Genomic DNA, 19,871 nt, shown 5'->3' with positions numbered 1-19,871 from the left:
CTGGTGACGACAATGCTATTCTTGTAATTTTCTCATTAACAGATCTACTGTATTTTGTGGAAGTCCAATAGATAAAAAGTCCTCTTTGTTTGCTTCCTTCATTTTTTTTACCGACCCAAAGGCTTTTAATAATTGTTTCTTCCTTTTCTCACCGATTCCCGGAACGTCATCCAAAATCGACTGAAACACGGTTTTTCCTCGAAGTTGCCTGTGAAACGTGATGGCAAATCGATGTACTTCGTCTTGAATTCTTTGAAGCAAATAAAATTCCTGGCTATTCCGTTCAAGCGGAACGACCGCTAATGGCTTCCCATACAATAGCTGTGAGGTTCTATGTTTATCATCTTTCACTAGTCCAGTTATCGGAATGTCTAGACCAAGTTCATTTTCCAAAATATCTCTTACCGCTTCTACATGGCCCTTTCCACCGTCTATCATAATCAGATCTGGAAGTGGAAGATTTTCTTTAAGCACACGAGAATATCGTCGTCTTGTGACTTCCCTCATCGATTCATAATCATCAGGACCCTTAACAGACTTAATCTTGTATTTCCGATACTCTCTTTTTGCTGGCTTTCCGTCAATAAATACAACCATTGCCGATACTGGGTCTGTTCCTTGGATATTTGAATTATCAAATGCTTCAATTCGGTGTGGGGTATAGATTCCCAGCTGCTCTCCTAGTTGCTCGACTGCTTTTATCGTTCTCTCTTCATCTCGCTCCACGAGTGAGAATTTTTCTTTTAAAGCAATGCTTGCATTTTTTGTAGCTAACTCTACTAGGTCCTTTTTCTGTCCACGTTTAGGCTGCAAAACCTTTGTTTGTAGGAGTTGTTCCGCCAATTCTAGGTCTACTTCATCACGTAACAAAATCTCTTTTGGTTTAAAATGACTGGATTGATCGTAAAATTGACCTAAGAACGTTAAAAACTCTTCTTCCGCTTCTCCGTAAATAGGCAACATGGAAATGTCTCTCTCAATGAGCTTGCCTTGGCGAACAAAAAATACTTGAACACACATCCACCCTTTATCAACCGAATAGCCGAACACATCTCGGTCAGTAAAATCTGTTGTTGTCATTTTTTGTTTTTCCATCGTTGCTTCTATATGGGCTATTTTATCACGGAAATCCTTTGCTCTTTCGAAATCAAGCTCTTCTGCAGCAGCTTGCATCTTAAGTGTAAGGTCTTTTTTAATGTCCTTGTAACCACCATTTAAAAACTTTGTAATTTCTTCTACAAGTTCTTTGTAGGTCGATTCTTTTACTTCCTTCACACAAGGAGCCAGACATTGGCCAAGATGATAATATAAGCATACTCTATCAGGCAATGTTGAGCATTTTCTTAAAGGATAAATTCGATCCAAAAGCTTTTTGGTTTCGTTCGCAGCAGACACATTCGGGTACGGACCAAAATATTTCCCTTTGTCCTTTTTCACCTTACGGGTTGTAATCAGGCGTGGATGCCTTTCTGCAGTTAACTTAATAAAAGGATACGTTTTATCGTCCTTTAACATCACATTGTACTTAGGATCATGTTTCTTTATTAAATTTAACTCTAAAATTAGTGCTTCAATATTGGACGATGTAACGATATATTCGAAATCCTCTATTTCAGAAACAAGCCTTTGCGTTTTTCCATCGTGAGACCCAGTAAAGTACGACCTGACACGATTTTTTAATACTTTCGCTTTACCAACATATATAATTGTCCCTTGCCGATCCTTCATCAAATAACATCCAGGTTGATCAGTTAATAAGGCAAGTTTATTTTTTATCATCTCATTCAAAAGGTACACCTCCAACTACAAAACACTCTGATTGTATTATAAAGTTTTTTTGAGGGGATATATAGTAGGAGCCAACTGGAAAAGAAAAAACCACTCAGAAACGAGTGGTTTACGCATTTTATAGATGAGAGTTTAAGCGCTCTTCTAAAGCTTCTTTCGGTTGGAAGCCGACAACTTTATCAATTACTTCTCCATCTTTCATGATAAGAAGTGTTGGAATGCTCATAACTCCAAACTTTGCTGCAGTTTCTTGGTTTTCGTCAACATCGATTTTAACGATTTTAACTTTGTCTCCCATTTCTGAATCAAGCTCTTGAAGAACTGGAGCAATCATCTTACATGGACCACACCATGGAGCCCAAAAATCTGCAAGTACTAGGCCTGTACCAGTTTCTGTTGAAAAGTTTTGATCTGTAGCATTTGAAATAGCCATTTTCATGCCTCCTTAAGTATTGCTTCGAGAATTATGTCTCGATTGCTTTTAGTAGTAAAATACTAACGTCAGTATATCACCGTTTTTCAGTCGATGCTAATAATATGTCTCGCTGTTGTTTTCTTATGTAATTTGCCCATTTTATGAAACGATATTCTCTCGTTGAGACAGCATGAAAACGGAAAGAGCGGTTCTTTTAAACCGCTCTTTGCCCGTTACGCATTGATTTTCAATTTTTTAAATTCCTCTGTTAATAGTGGAACCACTTCAAACAAATCTCCGACAATTCCATAGTCAGCCACTTTAAAAATATTTGCTTCTGGGTCTTTATTTATAGCCACAATGACCTTTGAGTTAGACATTCCAGCTAAATGCTGAATAGCTCCAGAAATTCCACAAGCAATATAAAGGTCCGGTGTCACAACTTTTCCTGTTTGACCTATTTGTAAGGAATAATCACAGTACTCCGCATCACATGCACCCCTTGAAGCTCCTACTGCTCCTCCAAGTACGGTAGCAAGTTCTTTTAAAGGCTCAAAGCCTTCTTCACTCTTCACACCACGCCCACCGGCAATAACAACCTTTGCTTCAGATAGGTCTACACCCTCACTAGCTTTTCGTACAACCTCTTTAATAATTGTACGTAGATCTTTTATGTCGACAGTTAAAGAATTGACTTCCCCTGAAAGTGATTCATCCTTTTGAAGTGCAGGAATGTTATTCGGTCGGATTGTCGCAAAAATAATTCCATCCGTCACTATCTTCTTTTCAAAAGCTTTACCAGAATAGATTGGTCTAGTAAATACAACATTTCCACCAGCTACTTCAATAGCTGTTGCATCGGAGATTAATCCAGAATTCAATTTCCCGGCAATTCTGGGAGAAAGATCCTTCCCTAGTGCCGTGTGTCCAAACACAAGTCCCTCTGGCTTTTCTTCTTCAATCACAGCCAATAATGCCTGTGAATAACCATCAGATGTATATTGAGCAAGCTCGGCATGTTCAATCACCACCACACGGCTAGCTCCATGCTGTATTAATTCCTGTCCTAAAGCGCTTACATTTTCACCAACTAAAACACCAACTACTTCTCCACCTTCAGCAATTGTCTTCCCCGCAGACAATGCTTCAAAAGACACATTACGTAATGCTCCGTCTCTAACTTCCCCTAAAACTAACACTTTTCTAGCCATCAAGTTCCCCTCCTGCAAAATTTATTTCCGCTCGTATGAAAAGAATGATTACACTACCTTTGCTTCTGTATGAAGAAGTGTTACAAGCTCTTTTACTTGATCGTTCAAGTCACCTGCTAACACCTTACCAGCTTCTTTTTTAGGTGGTAGGTAAATTTCAATTGTCCTCGTCTTAGCCTCAACATCGTCTTCCTCTAGGTCAAGATCGTCTAATTCTAACTGTTCTAACGGTTTTTTCTTTGCCTTCATGATTCCAGGTAAAGAAGGATATCTTGGTTCATTTAATCCTTGTTGTGCCGTTACTAGTAGTGGCAGACAGGTCTCAATGACTTCTGAATCACCTTCAACATCGCGAACAACCGTTGCTTTTGTCCCCTGTATCTCTAGCTTAGTAATGGTCGTTACATAAGGGATTTCAAGTAATTCTGCTACACGCGGGCCGACCTGACCTGAACCACCATCAATAGCTACATTTCCAGCGATAATTAAATCAACTTCTTGATCTTTTAAGTATTGGGCAATGATTTTGGCTGTTGTATACTGGTCAGAAGCTTCAACATCATCTTCAATATTTACTAGTACCGCTTTATCTGCTCCCATTGCTAAAGCTGTGCGAAGCTGTTTCTCAGATTCTTCACTACCGACAGATATAACTGTTACTTCACCACCATGTGCATCACGAACTTGAATTGCTTCTTCAACTGCATATTCATCATACGGGTTGATGATAAATTCAGCACCGTCCTCATTAATTTTTCCGCCAGCAATCGTTATTTTCTCTTCCGTATCAAACGTTCTCTTTAACAATACATAGATATTCATAAGTTCCCCTCCTATATATCTAAACATTTATTTGGTTCTAAAGATTAAGAAAATTTATCTGAAAAAGGAAACCCACTTAGCAACTGCTGTGAGTTTTCGTCATTCCCCTGTAAACTTTGGCTCTCTTTTTTCGAGAAACGCCGATATTCCTTCCTGTCCGTCTTTAGACAGAAATACTTTTTCAAATAGCTCAACTTCTTTTTTAACCCCTGAATAAAACTCATTTGTTTTTCCATAATTAAGGAGTTCAATCGCTGCGCTAAGTGCTATAGGACTTTTCTTAGCAATCTTTTTTGCGATTTTATAGGATTTCTCTAGCAGCTCTTCCTCAATGAAGGCATGATTGGCTAGCCCGCATTGAACCGCTTCCACTCCCGTGATAGGATCACTTGTAAATAACATTTCTGCTGCTTTAGCTGTTCCAACGTATTTTGGTAATCGTTGCGATCCCGCAAAACCAGGTACTAATCCGAGTTGAAGCTCCGGTAAGCCCAGCTTTGCATTCTCTGTAACTAATCGGAAGTGACAGGCCATCGCCAGCTCAAGTCCCCCGCCTAAAGCGGCCCCATGGATCACAGCAATAATTGGTTTTGGGTAACGCTCCATTCGTTCAAACAAATCTTGACCAAGAGTGGAAAGACTGCCAAAATCCTCTCCTGTTGAAATGGTTGTAAACTCTTTAATATCTGCCCCTGCTGAGAAAAATCTTCCCTCACCACGCAACACGATGACTCGGATATCTTGATGAAATTCGATTTCATCAAGAATATCCGATAGTTCTTTTAACACCTGAGATGATAACGCATTTGCTGGAGGACGTTCAATTTTAATTGTTGCAATGAACTCTTCATGAGACCAATGCAAAAAGCCCATAAGTTCTCCCCCTCATTCGTATAATAAAGATTATCTCTTTCCACACCCATTAATTAAAAGTTTCTGGACCGGTTCTGCAAGTGCTGTTAAATCATATTTTTGCTCATTCATGACCCAAGTTGTAACTGTTTCATCCATTGTTCCAAAGATCATCTGCCTTGCCAGGCGAATATCGAGATCTTGTGAAAATTCACCTGAATCTCTTCCCTCAATAAGTATATTGTCAACAACATGTAAATAACCTTTTAATACTTCATTAATTTTTAAGCGAAGGTCTTTATTTGATTGTCGCAATTCTAGCTGTGTGACGATAGCTAAATGACGATCCTTTGATAACATTTGAAAATGCATTTCAATCATAAGTAATAATTTCTCTGCTGCGCTTTTCTTTCCCTCTATCTTCTCCTCAATCTTTTCTATAAAAGCCCCCATTTTTTCTTGGAAAAGAGAAATGAGGATATCTTCTTTGTTTTTAAAATACAAATAGATGGTGCCATCAGCAACGCCTGCTTGTTTTGCAATTTTAGAAACTTGAGCTTGGTGATACCCATTTTCTGCTATCACAATGACAGCCGCATCAATAATCTGTCGATACTTTGGTTTGTCTTTCTTCAAAATCATTCCCCTCCTTTCAAGAAGGTCATTGCGTTTATGAATGAATCATCATTCATAAATTTATAATAGTTGGTACACGACATTCTGTCAAGAATTTCACGTATTATTTACACTACTATCATGCCATAACTACATGGGCTGTACAAGCCTGCTTTCGCAAAAATAAACAGCCGACGAATCGGCTATGAAGAGTTAAGCCTGTTTCTGTTGATTGTCATCTCTTTTCATTTTTTCTTCTTCAACTAATGCTCTCCTCAAAATTTTCCCCACTGCTGTTTTTGGAAGTTCTGATCGAAATTCATACATTCTAGGAACCTTATAGGAGGCAAGATGTTTTCTCGCAAAAGAATTCAACTCTTCTTCCGTAGTAGTAGCACTTTCCTTCAACACAATATATGCCTTTACCGTCTCCCCTCGATATGGGTCGGGAACTCCAGCAACAACAACCTCTTGCACACTAGGATGCTCATACATGACTTCTTCAATTTCTCTTGGATAAATATTAAATCCGCCAGCGATAATCATATCCTTTTTACGGTCAACAACGAAGAAATAGCCTTCTTCATTCATATACCCTAAATCCCCCGTAAGAAGCCAGCCATCTCTTAACACCTGGTCGGTTTCTTCAGGCTTGTTCCAGTATCCCTTCATGACTTGTGGTCCCTTTACAGCAATCTCACCAATTTCACCAGGTGGTAATGGCTCTCCGGTTTCAAAGGATAATATCACCGCATCTGTATCTGGCCAAGGCACCCCAATACTTCCTTTTATTCTTGGACGATCCCATAAAAAATTTGAATGAGTTACTGGAGAGGATTCTGTCAGCCCATAGCCTTCCACTAACTTCCCTCCAGTTATTTCCTCAAATTTCTCCTGTACCTCCACTGGAAGAGGCGCGGAGCCTGAGATACACGAATCGATGGAAGAAAGATCATATTTAGAAAGGTCTGGGTGATTTAACAAACCGATATAGATGGTTGGAGCTCCTGGAAATAAAGTTGGCCGTTGTTTCTCTATCGTCTTTAATGTTTGTTCTGGATCAAACTTCGGAAGCAATACCATCTTTTGTCCTTGCATTACGGAAAGAATCATGACAGCAGTCATGCCATATACGTGGAAAAATGGAATAATGGCTAAAATGATTTCTTCCCCTCGTTTACATTTATATAACCAGGCGTTACTCATCGCTGCATTCGAAACAAGGTTCCTATGGGTAAGCATGACCCCCTTAGGAGCTCCGGTCGTTCCACCGGTGTATTGAATAATAGCAAGATCCTCTTCAAAATCGACTGAGAAGCTTTTTATCTCTTTATTTGACTGCTTAATAATTTCTGTTAATAAGTGATGACATCCTTCATGCTTAACAGACACGGTAATTCCATATTGTTTCTTTTGGATAAATGGATAAATGAGATTTTTTGGGAAGGGTAGATAATCCTTGATAGCGGTTACAATTATATGTTCCAAATTGGTTTGTGTGAATACTTTGCTGACACGCGGAAATAAAATATCTAGTGTGATAATGGCTTTTGCACCAGAATCCTTCATTTGATATTCAATTTCTCTTTCTGTGTACAACGGGTTGGTCGGAACCACAACTCCTCCGGCTAATAAAATTCCGTAGTACGAAACAACAGCTTGAGGGCAATTTGGAAGCATCATTGCGACTCGATCACCTTTTTCTAACCCGAGCTTTTGTAAATAAGAAGCTAACTTGCAGGCATGTTCATGTAATGTTTCATAGCTCATTTCCTTGCCCATAAAATGAATAGCCGATTTATTCGGAAACTCCTTTGCTGCGTTCGTCAAATAGGTTTGAACAGGTTCTGACTTATACGTTAAGGTAGCCGGTATTTCCTCTGGGTAATTAGCGAGCCACGGCCTATGTTCACTCATTCTCCATCCCTCCTACAAAGAAATTGTATAGAAATTTCTGATTACTCATCTTAATTATAATATAGTGAATAATATGTGACAATTTAAATTCTCCCCCTATATGTGTATGGAAGTAAAAAGTTGTCCTACTACAAAAAAATCGCCTGTAAAAGGCGATTTTAAAAGACTAAATAAAAAATTCCTATAAACACAAAGATTCCACAAAGGATTAGAAGTATTTTTGCTAGCTTTTCCATTTACGTACTCCTTTAAGATATGCCTGCCCCAATTACATACGATAATCCAACTGATATAACCATTGAAATTAACCCCACAGCTCGGTTGTCATTCTGAATTTCTTCATCAATTTTAAATTTTGGTGTTAAAAACTCAAAAATAAAATAAGCTACCAGTAGTAAAAAGAAACCAAATACTCCCCATCCAATCATGGTTATGAGTGAGTCATGCTGCTCAATCGAATGTCTAAAAATATTGGCGATTCCAAAAATTTTCCCACCAGTCGCCATTGCAACGGCTACATTTCCATTTTGAATTTCTTCCCAATTTCGGTATTTCGTAACAAGTTCAAAAATGGCAAGAAATACGATCATACATAAAATAACAACACTGCAATATGCGGCTATATGAACATATTCATTCTCCCAGAAACCGTTCAACTTCCTCTTCCTCCTACTTACTTGAACTCAACGATTGTTACACCAGAACCGCCTTCTCCAGCCTCACCAAAGCGAATCTTTTTCACAGACCGATGATTTTTCAAGTACTCTTGTACACCCTGCCTTAATGCTCCAGTGCCTTTTCCATGAATGATCGACACTCTTGGATAATTAGATAATAAAGCATCATCGATGTATTTTTCTACTCTAAACAGAGCATCCTCATAGCGTTCCCCTCTGAGATCTAGCTCTATGGAAACGTTTGAATCTCTTCCCTGTATCGTTGTCACATGCTTTTGTACCTTAGGTTTTTCCGATTGGATAAACTCCAAATCCTTTTCTTGGACCTTCATTTTTAGAATACCTATTTGAACCTGCCACTCATTTTCAGATACCTTTTCAACTAAATGTCCCTTTTGGTCAAATGTTAATACCTTTACTTCATCACCAACATGGAATTTATGTTTCTGTTTTCGTGCCTCATTATTCAATGATTTTTCCGAAACAGGTACTGCTTCATTTAGTCTCTTTTTGGCATCAATTAATTCATGTTCTTTGATATCAGCTTTTTTCTCGATTCGCATTCGACGGAGCTCTCGAATGACTTCTTCCGCTTCTTGTTTCGCCTTTTCAATAATTGCTTGCGCCTCACGCTCGGCTTTTTCACGTAATATGTCTTTTTCTTTATAATAGGAGACAATCTCTTCTTGAAGATCCTTATGAAGCTTTTCAGCCTGCCTTAATGTGTCATGTGCCTCTTCTAACTCATTTTCGGCTTGTTTTTTACTTGCCTCAAGCGCTGCAATCATTTGATCGACTTCGTTACTCTCCGAGCTAACATGTGATCGTGCCATATCAATGACTTTTTCCTTTAACCCAAGGCGTTTGGAAATTTCAAACGCATTGCTTCGACCTGGAACCCCAATTAGAAGCTTATACGTTGGACTTAATGTTTCAACATCAAACTCAACACTTGCGTTTATTACCCCTTCCCGGTTATAGCCATATGCCTTTAATTCCGGATAATGGGTTGTGGCAACTACTCTTGCCCCTGTTTTATAGACAGAGTCTAATATGGAAATAGCAAGCGCAGCTCCTTCCTGTGGGTCTGTACCTGCACCTAGCTCGTCAAATAGAACAAGACTATCAAAGCTTACATCATTTAATATGTCAACGATATTTACCATATGAGAAGAAAAAGTACTTAGACTTTGCTCAATCGACTGTTCATCACCAATATCGGCAAACACTTGACCAAAGACAGCCATTTCTGACCCATCAAGGGCAGGTATTTGTAACCCAGCCTGAGCCATTAATGTACATAAACCGACGGTCTTTAGTGTAACCGTCTTTCCTCCTGTATTAGGTCCAGTTATTACGATTGTGGAATAAGTCTTGCCGAGTAAAATATCATTGGGAACCACTTCATCCATGGCAATCAAGGGATGTCTTGCTTTAAACAAGGAGATGATTCCTTCGTTATTCATTTTCGGTTTAGAACCCTTTATTCTTTTACTATACCTTGCCTTCGCAAACATAAAGTCTAGGTCTGTTAATACCCCAACAATTGTACTTAACTCGCTCTCAAACATTCCAACTTTTCCGGATAATTCAACCAAAATACGTTCTATTTCCTGCTTCTCCTTGACACGAATCGCTTGCACATCGTTGTTTAACTGCACGATTGTTTGCGGTTCGATGAACAGGGTTTGACCTGAGGAACTTTGATCGTGAATAATTCCTCCATAATGTCCACGATATTCTTGTTTAACAGGAATAACAAACCGGTCATTTCGAATCGTGATAATTGCGTCTGAAAGCATTTTAGTCGCATTGGAAGACCGGATCATTGATTCAAGTTTTTCGCGAACCCTTGCTTCTTTTGTTCGGAGCTGACTTCTAAGAGAGCGTAATGTTTCACTAGCGGTATCAAGTACTTCTCCACTCTCATCGATTGCCATTCGAATGGGCTCTTCTAGTTCAGCAAGCACAATAATGTTACTTGCATATTCATTTAAAATAGGAATCTCTATTCCTTGTTCTACCATATCTTCTATAAAGCGACGCATCATCCGGCTCGCATGAATCGTACTAGCTACTTGTACAAGTTCAAGTGGACTTAGCACCCCACCTATGACGGAACGTCTTATTTGCATTCTGATATCATAAATTCCTGTGAGAGGAACATTGCCTTTTAATCGAAGAACCTTTGCTGCTTCGTCCGTTTCTTCCTGGCTACGCACCACCTCCTCGAAATCAGTCGAAGGAACAAGTGCCTTTACTTTGTCTTTTCCTAAGCTTGAAGAAGCATGTTCAATTAACTGCTCTTTCACTTTTGTAAATTCCAATACCTTTAAAACTCTTTCTTGCATGGAGTGTGCCTCCCATTTCAAAATAAGGTCTATCTTCTGTCTTCTTTTCGCCTTTTTAATAGTTCAAGAAATTCTTCCTTAGCCAAAGAATTGATAACTGATTGTTTTTGAACCCATCCTTTTTTCGCTGCAGAGATACCCGTGTCCATATGAGCTAATGTTTCAACCATATGAGCATCAGTATTAATTACAAGTTTTACACCTGCTTCTTGGGCCATACGTACGTGCTCTGAAGAAAGGTCAAGTCGATTTGGATTCGCATTCAATTCTAACCAAGTATTTGTTTCTTTTGCTAGTTCAATCAATTGCTCGATATCTACTGAATAACCGTCACGCTTTCCAATCTTTCTCCCCGTCGGATGTGCAATCATATGTACATGTTTATTTTTCAAAGCTGTTTTAAGACGTTCCATAATCTTATCCTGTGGCTGTGAAAAAGAGGAATGAATAGATGCAATGACAAAATCCATTTGTTCTAGAACTTCATCTTCATAGTCAAGGGAGCCGTCAGGTAAAATATCCATTTCAATACCTGCTAAAACCGTAATATCATCATATTTACGATTCAATTCATCAATTTCTTGACGTTGTTTCCCCAAGCGCTCGACCGTTAGTCCATTTGCCACTTTTAAATATTGTGAGTGGTCAGTAATCGCTATATATTCATACCCTTTTGCACGACAAGCTTCTACCATTTGCTCAATGGAATGCGAACCATCGCTCCATGTCGAGTGCATGTGTAGATCACCTTTTATATGGTCAAGAGCAACAATCTCAAGCTCTTCTGTATAATGTTCCACTTCAGTGCCATCCTCACGCATTTCAGGTGGAATAAAAGGCAAACCAAAGTGAGCAAAAAACTCCTCTTCACTATGAAACGTTACAATTTCCCCTGTTTCGATATGTTCCACACCATATTCGCTTATTTTTTCACCACGTTCCTTCGCTAATTGACGCATTCTTACATTATGGTCCTTTGAGCCAGTGAAATGGTGTAAAGTCGTGGTAAATTCCTCATCCTTTACAAGGCGAAAATCAATCGAAACGTCAAAATCCAATTCCAGGATTATAGAAACCTTTGTATCTCCTTTTGAGATAATTTCTTTTATTTGCTCCATGGAGAGCAGCTGCTCCTTCACCAATTGAGGATCAGCCGTTGAGATAATAAAGTCTAAATCCTTGATCGTTTCCTTCATTCTTCTTATACTACCTGCTCTTGAAAAGCGAATCACTCCATTCATTTCGGAAAGAGCAAGTTCAATCTTCCGTGCAACTGGTAACATATAGGCAAGAGGTAGTCGATCTGGTTTGGAACCAAATTCATTGATTGATTGAAGAATTTTCTCCTCTGTCTTCCCTCCAAAACCGGCAAGTTCTCTCACCTTTTTGTCCACGCATGCCTGCTTTAACTCGTGTACATTCGTTATCGATAGTTCTTTGTATAGCTTGGCAATCTTTTTCCCACCAAGGCCAGGCAGTTGTAGAAGGGGAATTAATCCCTTTGGTACCTCTTCCTGAAGCTCTTTTAGTACAGAGGATTGACCCTCTTGGATAAATTCTGTAATAACAGCAGCTGTCCCCTTGCCAATACCTGAAATGGTCGTAAAATCATCGATTTGTGATAAATCCTGCTCATTTATTTCAAGGCTATTTGCTGCTTTCCTAAAAGCAGACACTTTAAATGTATTTTCACCTTTTAATTCCATATAGGTAGCAATCGTCTCAAGTAAACGAATCACTTCTTTTTTTTGTATTGCCACATTATCCACCTACTTTCACCTATATCCCATTATGAATGATTCATTTCTATTTCACCAATAATTTAGTATGTTTTGAAACCCTATTATGTATTATGTACGTATTGTAATCCAAAAAAGTTTTTGAAAATAAAACAAAATAAAACTTCTCTTAAAAAAGAGAAGTAGTTATATAATCATCCTGTTTATGTTATCCCCAAAGCTCTTTCACAAGATTAGACAAAAATGGGGTATTTTCAACTATTCCCTTTGCCAAAGAAGAGCTAGCTAAAGGAGATTGCACGGCTTCAATTGGTAGAAGTGCTGCTATGTATAAAATAATAAACAGAAGTAAATATACCTCTAAAAATCCAAGTATTCCTCCGGCCCAACGATTAAAAGTCTTTAAAATTGGTAGATTGGAAACAAAATCTAGCATACTTCCAATTATTTGTAGAACAATCTTTACTGCAAAGAAAATAGCAACAAAAGCAATTCCTCGGTAATATGCATCCTCCATATTTCCTTCTGAGAAAATGATTTGTAAATTTGATGCATCACCGAAGCTTGGATATGGAATCCAAAGGGTTAATTTTGGTGCAAGTTCGGAATAATAGACCTTTGCTACAATAAATGCAATAATGAAGCCAGTAAGATGAATAAATTGAAGGATAAACCCTCTACGAAGCCCAACAAGTAATCCTATTAATAACATAATGACAATGGCAAGATTTAGCATATTCGTTCAATCCTTTACTTCTTTAGTTCACTTTCTAAGCGCTCAAGTTGATCCTTTATTTTCAGATAATCATTTACAGCATTCACTGCTGTAAGAACTGCAAGTTTTGTACTATCAAGTGAGGGATTCTTCTGACCAATTTCGCGCATTTTATTATTTACCAAAGAGGCAACCAATCGCACATGTTCAACATTTTCGTTACCTACAATTACATACTGTTGCCCGTATATTTCAACCGTTGTGCGCTTTTTTTCTGCTTCAGACACAGCATTGCCCCCATTCATAAGAATCCTACACTATATCATAACATGAATATTATTTGGCTGGGAAGTTAAGAATGTCAAAATCACACGAATCAAGGAAAAATATGTATTTTATTGGAGAGTGTAAAATGAGTCAAGTCGTATTAAAACAGTCTGGGGAACAAATAAAAAAGATGCAGGATCACTACCAACAAAGCCTTTTACCTAAAATACCACCAGGTGGGGTGTTTGCAGCAAAAGTTTCCGGTTGCTCCATTACAGCATATAAATCAGGAAAAGTGCTATTTCAAGGTCCCTCATGTGAGTTTGAGTCGAATAAATGGGGAAGTGCTGAAGCTTTACCAGTCACGAAGAAAAAAGAAGCTCCTAAAAACACAAACCGGCTCCCAGAGCAGTTCGAGACCCTCTCTGTAATTGGCTCGGATGAGGTTGGTACTGGTGATTACTTTGGACCAATTACGGTCGTAGCTGCTTATGTTAAAAGAGAGCATATTCCCCTTTTACGAGAGCTTGGTGTAAAGGATTCAAAAGGACTAAAGGATGATCAAATTACAGCAATCGCTAATCAAATTAAGCATGTCATTCCTTATAGCTTATTAACTTTACATAATGAGAAATACAATCAGCTTCAGCAATCTGGAATGTCACAGGGGAAGTTAAAAGCACTTTTGCATAATAAAGCCATTGGCCATGTACTGAATAAAATCGCACCAGAAAAACCGGAAGCTATTTTAATTGATCAGTTTGCTAAAGAAGAAGTGTATTATCAATATCTTAAGGGTCAGAAAGTAATCCAGAGAGAAAATGTGTTTTTTTCAACAAAAGCAGAAAGTGTTCACTTGGCTGTGGCAGCGGCCTCTATTTTGGCACGTTATGCATTTGTTCAACATTTTGAAAAGCTTTCAAAGGAAGCTGGATTTGTTATTCCAAAGGGTGCTGGTGCACAAGTAGATGTGGCAGCCGCAAAATTAATACAAACAAAAGGAAAAGATAGCCTTCCACATTTTGTTAAGCTTCATTTTGCCAATACAGAAAAAGCATGGAAACTAATTACAAAAAAATAAGAAAAGGAGCATCCTGAAAAAATGGATGCTCCTTTCTATTTATCCTCTTAATACGGCTCCTGCCTGTTCCTCCACAGCATGTAATACTTTTTCATGTGCTTTGGTTACTTCTTCATCAGTTAGTGTTTTTTCTGGGTCATAATATCTTAAAGAAAATGCAATGGATTTCTTTCCTTCTTCCAAGCGATCTCCTTCATAGAGATCAAACACAGACACATCCTTCAGTAGGTTGCCACCAGCTTCTGTAATAATGTCAGAAATCTTACCTGCAACCACTTCCTTGTCGACAACCAATGCGATATCGCGTGTGATGGATGGATAACGAGGAATGGATTCGTATCGTAATGGAGCTATCTCAGCCTCAAGTAAGGCTTTCAAAGAGAGTTCAAATACATACGTTTCTTTCAAATCTAATTCTTTTTGAACGTTTGGATGAATTTGTCCGACAAAACCAATTTTCTCATTATCTAAAAGAAGATCAGCTGTTCTTCCTGGATGCATCCCTTCTACCGTCGCTTGACGGAATTCCACTCTTCCTGTTAGGCCTAAACGAGCGAGTAACCCTTCGAGCACTCCTTTAAGAACATAGTAATCAACGACTTTCTTCTCACCCTGCCATGGTTGCTGATGCCATAAGCCAGTAATTGCTGCCGCCAGATGTTCCTTCTCTTCTGGAAGCTTATCTTGTTCTGTCGCAAGGAACACGGCACCTGTTTCATATAATGCAATACTATCATTTTGACGAGCAGAATTGTATTTTACGACCTCTAAGAGCTGTGGCAAAATACTTAGACGTAGTACACTTCGATCTTCACTCATCGGCATCGCAAGCTTAACAGGTTCACGGTTATCTAGAGCGAATTGAGTTGCTTTTGCCTCATTTGTGAGGGAGTAAGTGACCGCTTGGTATAATCCAGCACTTTCTAAGTAACGACGAACAATTCTACGCTTCTTCTGATAATCACTTAATTTCCCTGGCGTAGAAGCACCCTTCGGAAGAGTTTTAGGGATGTTGTCATAACCGTAAATTCTTCCAACTTCTTCCACCAAGTCTTCCTCAATCGTAATATCACCACGTCGAGTAGGTACGGTTACAGTAATTTCGTTTCCTTCAACGGATGTCGTAAATTGAAGACGAGCAAAGATGTCCTTAACCTCATCCATAGAAATATCGGTACCAAGTACACCATTGATTTTTTCTAACGTAATGGAAACAACGGCCGGTTCTACTTTTAGAGCATCCGCCTCGACTGATCCTTCTAATACTTCTCCGTTCGCATACAGTGCTAATAGCTCAGCTGCTCTTTCTGCTGCAGCTCTAACACGATTTGGATCCACACCTTTTTCATAGCGAGCACTCGCTTCACTGCGCAAGCCATGATCCTTGGAAGCTTTACGAATGGGTGCTCCAACAAAGTATGCAGACTCCAGTAATACGGTTGTCGTCCCTGCTTCTACCTCAGAATTCGCTCCACCCATCACTCCTGCTAATGCAACTGGTTCTTTCCCGTTTGTAATTACGAGATGGTCTGTTGTTAATGTACGTTTTGTATCATCAAGTGTTGTCATGCTTTCACCTTGATGAGCACGACGCACGAGGATCTCTTTTGAACCAAAACGATCATAGTCAAAGGCATGAAGCGGTTGACCATATTCCATTAAAATATAATTTGTAATATCAACTACATTATTGTGAGGACGAACACCCGCTGCCATAAGGCGTGTTTGCATCCATAATGGAGAAGGACCAACCTTTACGTTTTTAATTACCTTTGCGACGTATAATGGATTGTCTTCCGGAGCATCCACCGTAACAGAAATATAATCGCTAGCCTTTTCACTAGTTGATGTAACCTCTGGCTTTGGAAGCTTTACTTCTCTGCCCAGAATCGCCGCAACCTCGTATGCCACACCTAACATACTTAAGCAATCTGCTCGATTTGGCGTTAACCCTAGTTCTAATATTTGATCGTCACGATTTAATAACTCCAGCGCGTCGTCCCCAACAGTTACCTCATTTGGGAATACGAAGATCCCTTCAGAGAATTCCTTGGCAACAAACTTGCTTTCCACTCCTAGCTCCTGTAAAGAACAAATCATTCCGTGTGACTCTTCACCACGCAGCTTTGCTTTCTTAATTTTAAAGTTCCCTGGAAGAACTGCTCCAACCTTAGCAACGATTACATGTTGACCCTTGTCGACATTGGGAGCACCACAGATAATTTGAACTGGCTCTCCTTCTCCAACATCTACTAGACATTTATTTAACTTATCGGCATTTGGATGCTGCTCACGTTCTAACACATGACCAACTACAAGACCCTTCATGCCTTCATTAAGGATTTCAACGCCTTCCACTTCAATCCCGCTTTTTGTGATTTTATCCGCTAGTTCAGTAGCAGTGACACCTGATAGGTCCACGTACTCTTGAAGCCATTTATAAGAAACAAACATCTCTTGTTATCCTCCTATTCGTGTATCGAAAATTGCTTTAAGAAACGAACATCATTTGTATAGTAATGACGAATATCATCGATGCCGTATTTAAGCATTGCGATTCGTTCAGAGCCAATTCCAAACGCAAATCCCGTATATTTCTTCGAATCGTAACCAGCCATTTCAAGTACATTCGGATGAACCATACCAGCACCTAGGACTTCAATCCAACCGGTTCCCTTACATACGTTACATCCTTTTCCACTACAAATCTTACAAGAAATATCCATCTCTACAGAGGGCTCTGTAAACGGGAAGAAGCTAGGACGTAAGCGGATCTCTCGATCTTCTCCAAACATCTTCTTCGCAAATACATCTAATGTACCCTTAAGGTCACTCATTTGAATATTTTCGTCAACAACAAGCCCTTCAATTTGCATGAACTGATGTGAGTGAGTCGCATCATCATTATCACGACGGTACACTTTACCCGGGCATATAATTTTTACAGGTCCTTTTCCATTTTGTTTTTCCATCGTTCTAGCCTGCATTGGTGAAGTATGAGTACGCAGTAGAAGCTCCTCTGTAATGTAAAAAGAGTCCTGCATATCACGTGCTGGATGACCCTTCGGTAAATTTAAGGCCTCAAAATTATAGTAGTCACTTTCAACTTCTGGCCCCTCAGCAATTGTGTATCCCATTCCAATAAACAGGTCTTCAATTTCCTCAATAATTCTAGTTAATGGATGATGATTCCCCGTTTTTACTTGGCGTCCAGGGAGTGTGACATCAATTGTTTCAGACGCAAGCTTTTTTGCAACAGCTGCTTCTTCTAAGATCGTTTGTTTTTCTTCTATTGCTTTGGCAATCGCATCTCTTACTTCGTTTGCTAAAGCTCCCATTTTAGGACGTTCTTCAGCTGAAAGTTTCCCCATTCCTTTTAACACTTCCGTAATCGGACCTTTTTTCCCTAGATACGATACACGAATATCATTTATTTCCTTTAAATCAGTCGCTTTCTTTATTCCTTCAAGCGCTTCTTGCTGAAGCTCTACCAAGCGTTGCTCCATGTTACTACCTCCTTATGATTTTTAGACACAATAAAAACCCCATCCCTAGAAAGGGACGAGGTTTAATAGTCGCGGTACCACCCTTAATTAATGTAGGACATCCTTCTTCCTACATTCACTTCATTGCTGATAACGGCTTTAAACCGGTGCATCTTTACACTTCTAATGAAGTGGTCCCGATGCCAACTCGGGAGGTGAACTTCGTTTACTTTTTCTATAAAAATGCTTTCAGTCTAAGGCATTTTTTCCCTAAGATAGATGGTAGTAAACTACTTTTCTCCGTCATCGTTTTTTGTATGTAATTTTTGCTGTTAATTATATTATACTTTTCTGCTTATTTCAAACCCAATTTGATTGAGGATAAGCCTTTATTACGCACGTAAGTAATATAACAAAATTCCTGTTGCTACTGCAACATTTAATGACTCACTTTTTCCATGAATCGGAATGTATAGATTAGCTGTCGTTTTACTTAATAGCTCTTTACTTACTCCGTTCCCTTCATTTCCGACGATTAAAGCGTATGATCCAGTTGATTGTATTTGATGGAACGGTTCGGCATTCTCTAATGCTGTTCCATAAACAGGGATCCCTCGGTCAAGAAGATCGCTTGCCCAAGTAGAGATATCGCCTTTAATAACAGGAAGATGAAAATGGCTTCCTTGGGCAGATCTAAGCACTTTGGAATTATATATATCCACGCTTCCATTGCCAATTACCACAACGTCCACACCAGCAGCATCCGCCGTACGAATCATCGTTCCTAAATTTCCAGGGTCTTGGACAGCATCAATTAAAAGATAAGATGTTCCTTCTGTACTCGATGGCTTTTCTTGATGACATACAGCAAAAATGCCTTGTGGTGTATCTGTTTCAGCCAATTGCTTAATGATATCAGCAGGGACAGATGATACAGGAGTTGCTCCGTAATCAAAGCTTGAAGGAAGATCCATGTTTTCTTGTACAATGATTTCTTCTATACGACCTGCTTTTAGCGCTTCCTCCACTAAATGGAACCCTTCGACTATAAATAGGCCTGTTTTATCTCTTTCCTTTTTCGTTAATAGTTTCTTCCATTGCTTCACCTTTGGGTTACTACTCGAGTGAATATGCTTCAAGGTAAAACCCCTTCTTTCCTTTTTTCTCGGGTTTTCTTATTATAGCGTAACTTAAGTACATAATAATAACAAAATTAGAAAACATATTAAAGAAAATGAAGAAGGAGTGGGTAAAAATGAATCTTAACTTAAGAAATGCAGTTATTCATAATGTATCAGGAAATACACAAGATGAGCTACGCGACACAATCGTTGATGCCATTCAAAACGGCGAAGAAAAAATGCTTCCAGGTTTAGGAGTACTTTTTGAAGTCATCTGGAAAAATGCATCCGACCAAGAAAAAAGTGAAATGCTACAAACATTAGAAAACGGCCTAAAATAGGGTGTCTGTCACCGCTCGTGGACAAATTCTTTGATTTGTCCACGGAAGGTGACAGACACCGTCCGTGGACAGTTGGGGTGGTTTTGTCCGCCTGAGGTGGACACTCTTTCCCCGGTTGACCAAAGAAAGACAGCATGCCTTAGCATGCTGTCTTTCTTTGGTCTCTATTCAAGTGTGATGCGGTCTACTGTTTCACGATCTAGACGTTTGATGACTTCAACGATTAGTTTTACTGCGTTCTCATAGTCATCACGGTGTAGCATAGCTGCATGTGAATGGATGTATCGAGTTGCAATCGTAATTGCTAAGGAAGGGACTCCTTTATGAGAAATATGGATGGACCCCGCATCCGTGCCACCGCCAGCGATAGCATCGAATTGATATGGAATTCCAAGTTCATCCGCTGTGTCAGTGACTAAATCTCTTAATCCTTTGTGAGACACCATACTTGCGTCATATAGAATGATTTGTGGA

17 protein-coding genes, 1 pseudogene and 1 other annotated feature are annotated in these 19,871 nt (G+C 39.2%); of the genes and pseudogenes, 2 read left to right on the top strand and 16 right to left on the bottom strand.

All coding sequences use genetic code 11. The features are described from left to right. Positions 1-15: 15 nt before the first annotated feature. From uvrC to zapA, 12 genes are all read right to left on the bottom strand, one after another. Positions 16-1,788, bottom strand: coding sequence for an excinuclease ABC subunit UvrC (gene uvrC / locus ACRX5O_RS01020; protein WP_433904244.1), 1,773 nt, complete (start codon positions 1,786-1,788; stop codon positions 16-18). A 118-nt stretch (positions 1,789-1,906) separates the two neighbouring features. After that, the gene (gene trxA / locus ACRX5O_RS01015) at positions 1,907-2,221 is read right to left on the bottom strand and encodes a thioredoxin (protein ID WP_066050262.1); all 315 of its coding nucleotides are present in this window, start codon (positions 2,219-2,221) and stop codon (positions 1,907-1,909) included. Between the two features lie 215 nt (positions 2,222-2,436). Beyond that, on the bottom strand, positions 2,437-3,414 hold the full coding sequence (locus ACRX5O_RS01010; RefSeq protein WP_433904243.1) for an electron transfer flavoprotein subunit alpha/FixB family protein: 978 nt from the start codon (positions 3,412-3,414) through the stop codon (positions 2,437-2,439). Between the two features lie 48 nt (positions 3,415-3,462). After that, positions 3,463-4,236 carry an electron transfer flavoprotein subunit beta/FixA family protein gene (locus ACRX5O_RS01005; protein WP_433904242.1) on the bottom strand — a complete coding sequence of 258 codons (774 nt, stop codon included), beginning with the start codon at positions 4,234-4,236 and terminating at the stop codon, positions 3,463-3,465. Positions 4,237-4,335: 99 nt separating this feature from the next. Continuing rightward, positions 4,336-5,109, bottom strand: a complete 774-nt coding sequence (locus ACRX5O_RS01000; RefSeq protein ID WP_433904241.1) for an enoyl-CoA hydratase — start codon at positions 5,107-5,109, stop codon at positions 4,336-4,338. Between the two features lie 30 nt (positions 5,110-5,139). Then, positions 5,140-5,724 (bottom strand): fatty acid metabolism transcriptional regulator FadR, encoded by a 585-nt coding sequence (fadR, locus tag ACRX5O_RS00995; protein WP_391557310.1) that lies wholly within the window; start codon positions 5,722-5,724, stop codon positions 5,140-5,142. A gap of 192 nt (positions 5,725-5,916) precedes the next feature. After that, positions 5,917-7,620: a long-chain-fatty-acid--CoA ligase gene (locus ACRX5O_RS00990; protein ID WP_119709328.1), complete on the bottom strand. Its 1,704-nt coding sequence runs from the start codon at positions 7,618-7,620 to the stop codon at positions 5,917-5,919. 248 nt (positions 7,621-7,868) lie between these two features. After that, complete coding sequence (locus ACRX5O_RS00985; protein WP_119709329.1) at positions 7,869-8,276, bottom strand: DUF350 domain-containing protein; 408 nt, start codon at positions 8,274-8,276, stop codon at positions 7,869-7,871. Positions 8,277-8,293: 17 nt separating this feature from the next. Then, the gene (locus ACRX5O_RS00980) at positions 8,294-10,648 is read right to left on the bottom strand and encodes an endonuclease MutS2 (protein WP_433904240.1); all 2,355 of its coding nucleotides are present in this window, start codon (positions 10,646-10,648) and stop codon (positions 8,294-8,296) included. Positions 10,649-10,677: 29 nt separating this feature from the next. Continuing rightward, positions 10,678-12,408, bottom strand: a complete 1,731-nt coding sequence (polX, locus tag ACRX5O_RS00975) for a DNA polymerase/3'-5' exonuclease PolX (protein WP_433904239.1) — start codon at positions 12,406-12,408, stop codon at positions 10,678-10,680. 187 nt (positions 12,409-12,595) lie between these two features. Further along, positions 12,596-13,123, bottom strand: coding sequence for a CvpA family protein (locus tag ACRX5O_RS00970; RefSeq protein ID WP_433904238.1), 528 nt, complete (start codon positions 13,121-13,123; stop codon positions 12,596-12,598). 14 nt (positions 13,124-13,137) lie between these two features. Then, complete coding sequence (zapA, locus tag ACRX5O_RS00965) at positions 13,138-13,407, bottom strand: cell division protein ZapA (protein WP_433904237.1); 270 nt, start codon at positions 13,405-13,407, stop codon at positions 13,138-13,140. Between the two features lie 107 nt (positions 13,408-13,514). Here zapA and rnhC point away from each other — a divergent pair, with 107 nt between their 5' ends. Further along, a complete protein-coding gene (gene rnhC / locus ACRX5O_RS00960; protein WP_433904236.1) occupies positions 13,515-14,450 on the top strand; it encodes a ribonuclease HIII in 936 nt (311 codons plus the stop codon). A gap of 39 nt (positions 14,451-14,489) precedes the next feature. Here the strand turns inward: rnhC and pheT are convergent, their stop codons facing one another. The 3 genes from pheT to ACRX5O_RS00945 all read right to left on the bottom strand — a co-directional run bounded on the left by pheT (position 14,490) and on the right by ACRX5O_RS00945 (position 19,074). Beyond that, complete coding sequence (gene pheT / locus ACRX5O_RS00955) at positions 14,490-16,904, bottom strand: phenylalanine--tRNA ligase subunit beta (protein WP_433904235.1); 2,415 nt, start codon at positions 16,902-16,904, stop codon at positions 14,490-14,492. Positions 16,905-16,918: 14 nt separating this feature from the next. Next, positions 16,919-17,956: a phenylalanine--tRNA ligase subunit alpha gene (pheS, locus tag ACRX5O_RS00950; RefSeq protein ID WP_433904234.1), complete on the bottom strand. Its 1,038-nt coding sequence runs from the start codon at positions 17,954-17,956 to the stop codon at positions 16,919-16,921. A 48-nt stretch (positions 17,957-18,004) separates the two neighbouring features. Continuing rightward, positions 18,005-18,251: a binding site (T-box leader), on the bottom strand. Between the two features lie 76 nt (positions 18,252-18,327). Then, positions 18,328-19,074 carry a TrmH family RNA methyltransferase gene (locus ACRX5O_RS00945; RefSeq protein WP_433904233.1) on the bottom strand — a complete coding sequence of 249 codons (747 nt, stop codon included), beginning with the start codon at positions 19,072-19,074 and terminating at the stop codon, positions 18,328-18,330. A 116-nt stretch (positions 19,075-19,190) separates the two neighbouring features. Here ACRX5O_RS00945 and sspI point away from each other — a divergent pair, with 116 nt between their 5' ends. Further along, on the top strand, positions 19,191-19,397 hold the full coding sequence (gene sspI, locus ACRX5O_RS00940; RefSeq protein WP_160546665.1) for a small acid-soluble spore protein SspI: 207 nt from the start codon (positions 19,191-19,193) through the stop codon (positions 19,395-19,397). 164 nt (positions 19,398-19,561) lie between these two features. Here sspI and ACRX5O_RS00935 read toward each other — a convergent pair. Next, positions 19,562-19,871 (bottom strand): annotated as a pseudogene (locus ACRX5O_RS00935) (peptidase M28); the annotation flags it as partial.

The sequence above is a fragment of the Robertmurraya mesotrionivorans genome, assembly GCF_050971805.1.
Classification (GTDB): Bacteria; Bacillota; Bacilli; order Bacillales; family Cytobacillaceae; genus Robertmurraya_A.
This window is presented reverse-complemented; position numbering and strand designations above follow the sequence as displayed.

What these genes read in the sequence shown, in the direction of transcription:
- ACRX5O_RS01005 (WP_433904242.1), bottom strand. Translation starts at nt 4,236, where the DNA reads ATGAATATCTATGTATTGTTAAAGAGAACGTTTGATACGGAAGAGAAA.
- rnhC (WP_433904236.1), top strand. Translation starts at nt 13,515, where the DNA reads ATGAGTCAAGTCGTATTAAAACAGTCTGGGGAACAAATAAAAAAGATG.
- sspI (WP_160546665.1), top strand. Translation starts at nt 19,191, where the DNA reads ATGAATCTTAACTTAAGAAATGCAGTTATTCATAATGTATCAGGAAAT.
- ACRX5O_RS00990 (WP_119709328.1), bottom strand. Translation starts at nt 7,620, where the DNA reads ATGAGTGAACATAGGCCGTGGCTCGCTAATTACCCAGAGGAAATACCG.
- trxA (WP_066050262.1), bottom strand. Translation starts at nt 2,221, where the DNA reads ATGGCTATTTCAAATGCTACAGATCAAAACTTTTCAACAGAAACTGGT.
- pheT (WP_433904235.1), bottom strand. Translation starts at nt 16,904, where the DNA reads ATGTTTGTTTCTTATAAATGGCTTCAAGAGTACGTGGACCTATCAGGT.
- ACRX5O_RS01010 (WP_433904243.1), bottom strand. Translation starts at nt 3,414, where the DNA reads ATGGCTAGAAAAGTGTTAGTTTTAGGGGAAGTTAGAGACGGAGCATTA.
- ACRX5O_RS00970 (WP_433904238.1), bottom strand. Translation starts at nt 13,123, where the DNA reads ATGCTAAATCTTGCCATTGTCATTATGTTATTAATAGGATTACTTGTT.
- ACRX5O_RS00980 (WP_433904240.1), bottom strand. Translation starts at nt 10,648, where the DNA reads ATGCAAGAAAGAGTTTTAAAGGTATTGGAATTTACAAAAGTGAAAGAG.
- ACRX5O_RS01000 (WP_433904241.1), bottom strand. Translation starts at nt 5,109, where the DNA reads ATGGGCTTTTTGCATTGGTCTCATGAAGAGTTCATTGCAACAATTAAA.
- pheS (WP_433904234.1), bottom strand. Translation starts at nt 17,956, where the DNA reads ATGGAGCAACGCTTGGTAGAGCTTCAGCAAGAAGCGCTTGAAGGAATA.
- zapA (WP_433904237.1), bottom strand. Translation starts at nt 13,407, where the DNA reads ATGAATGGGGGCAATGCTGTGTCTGAAGCAGAAAAAAAGCGCACAACG.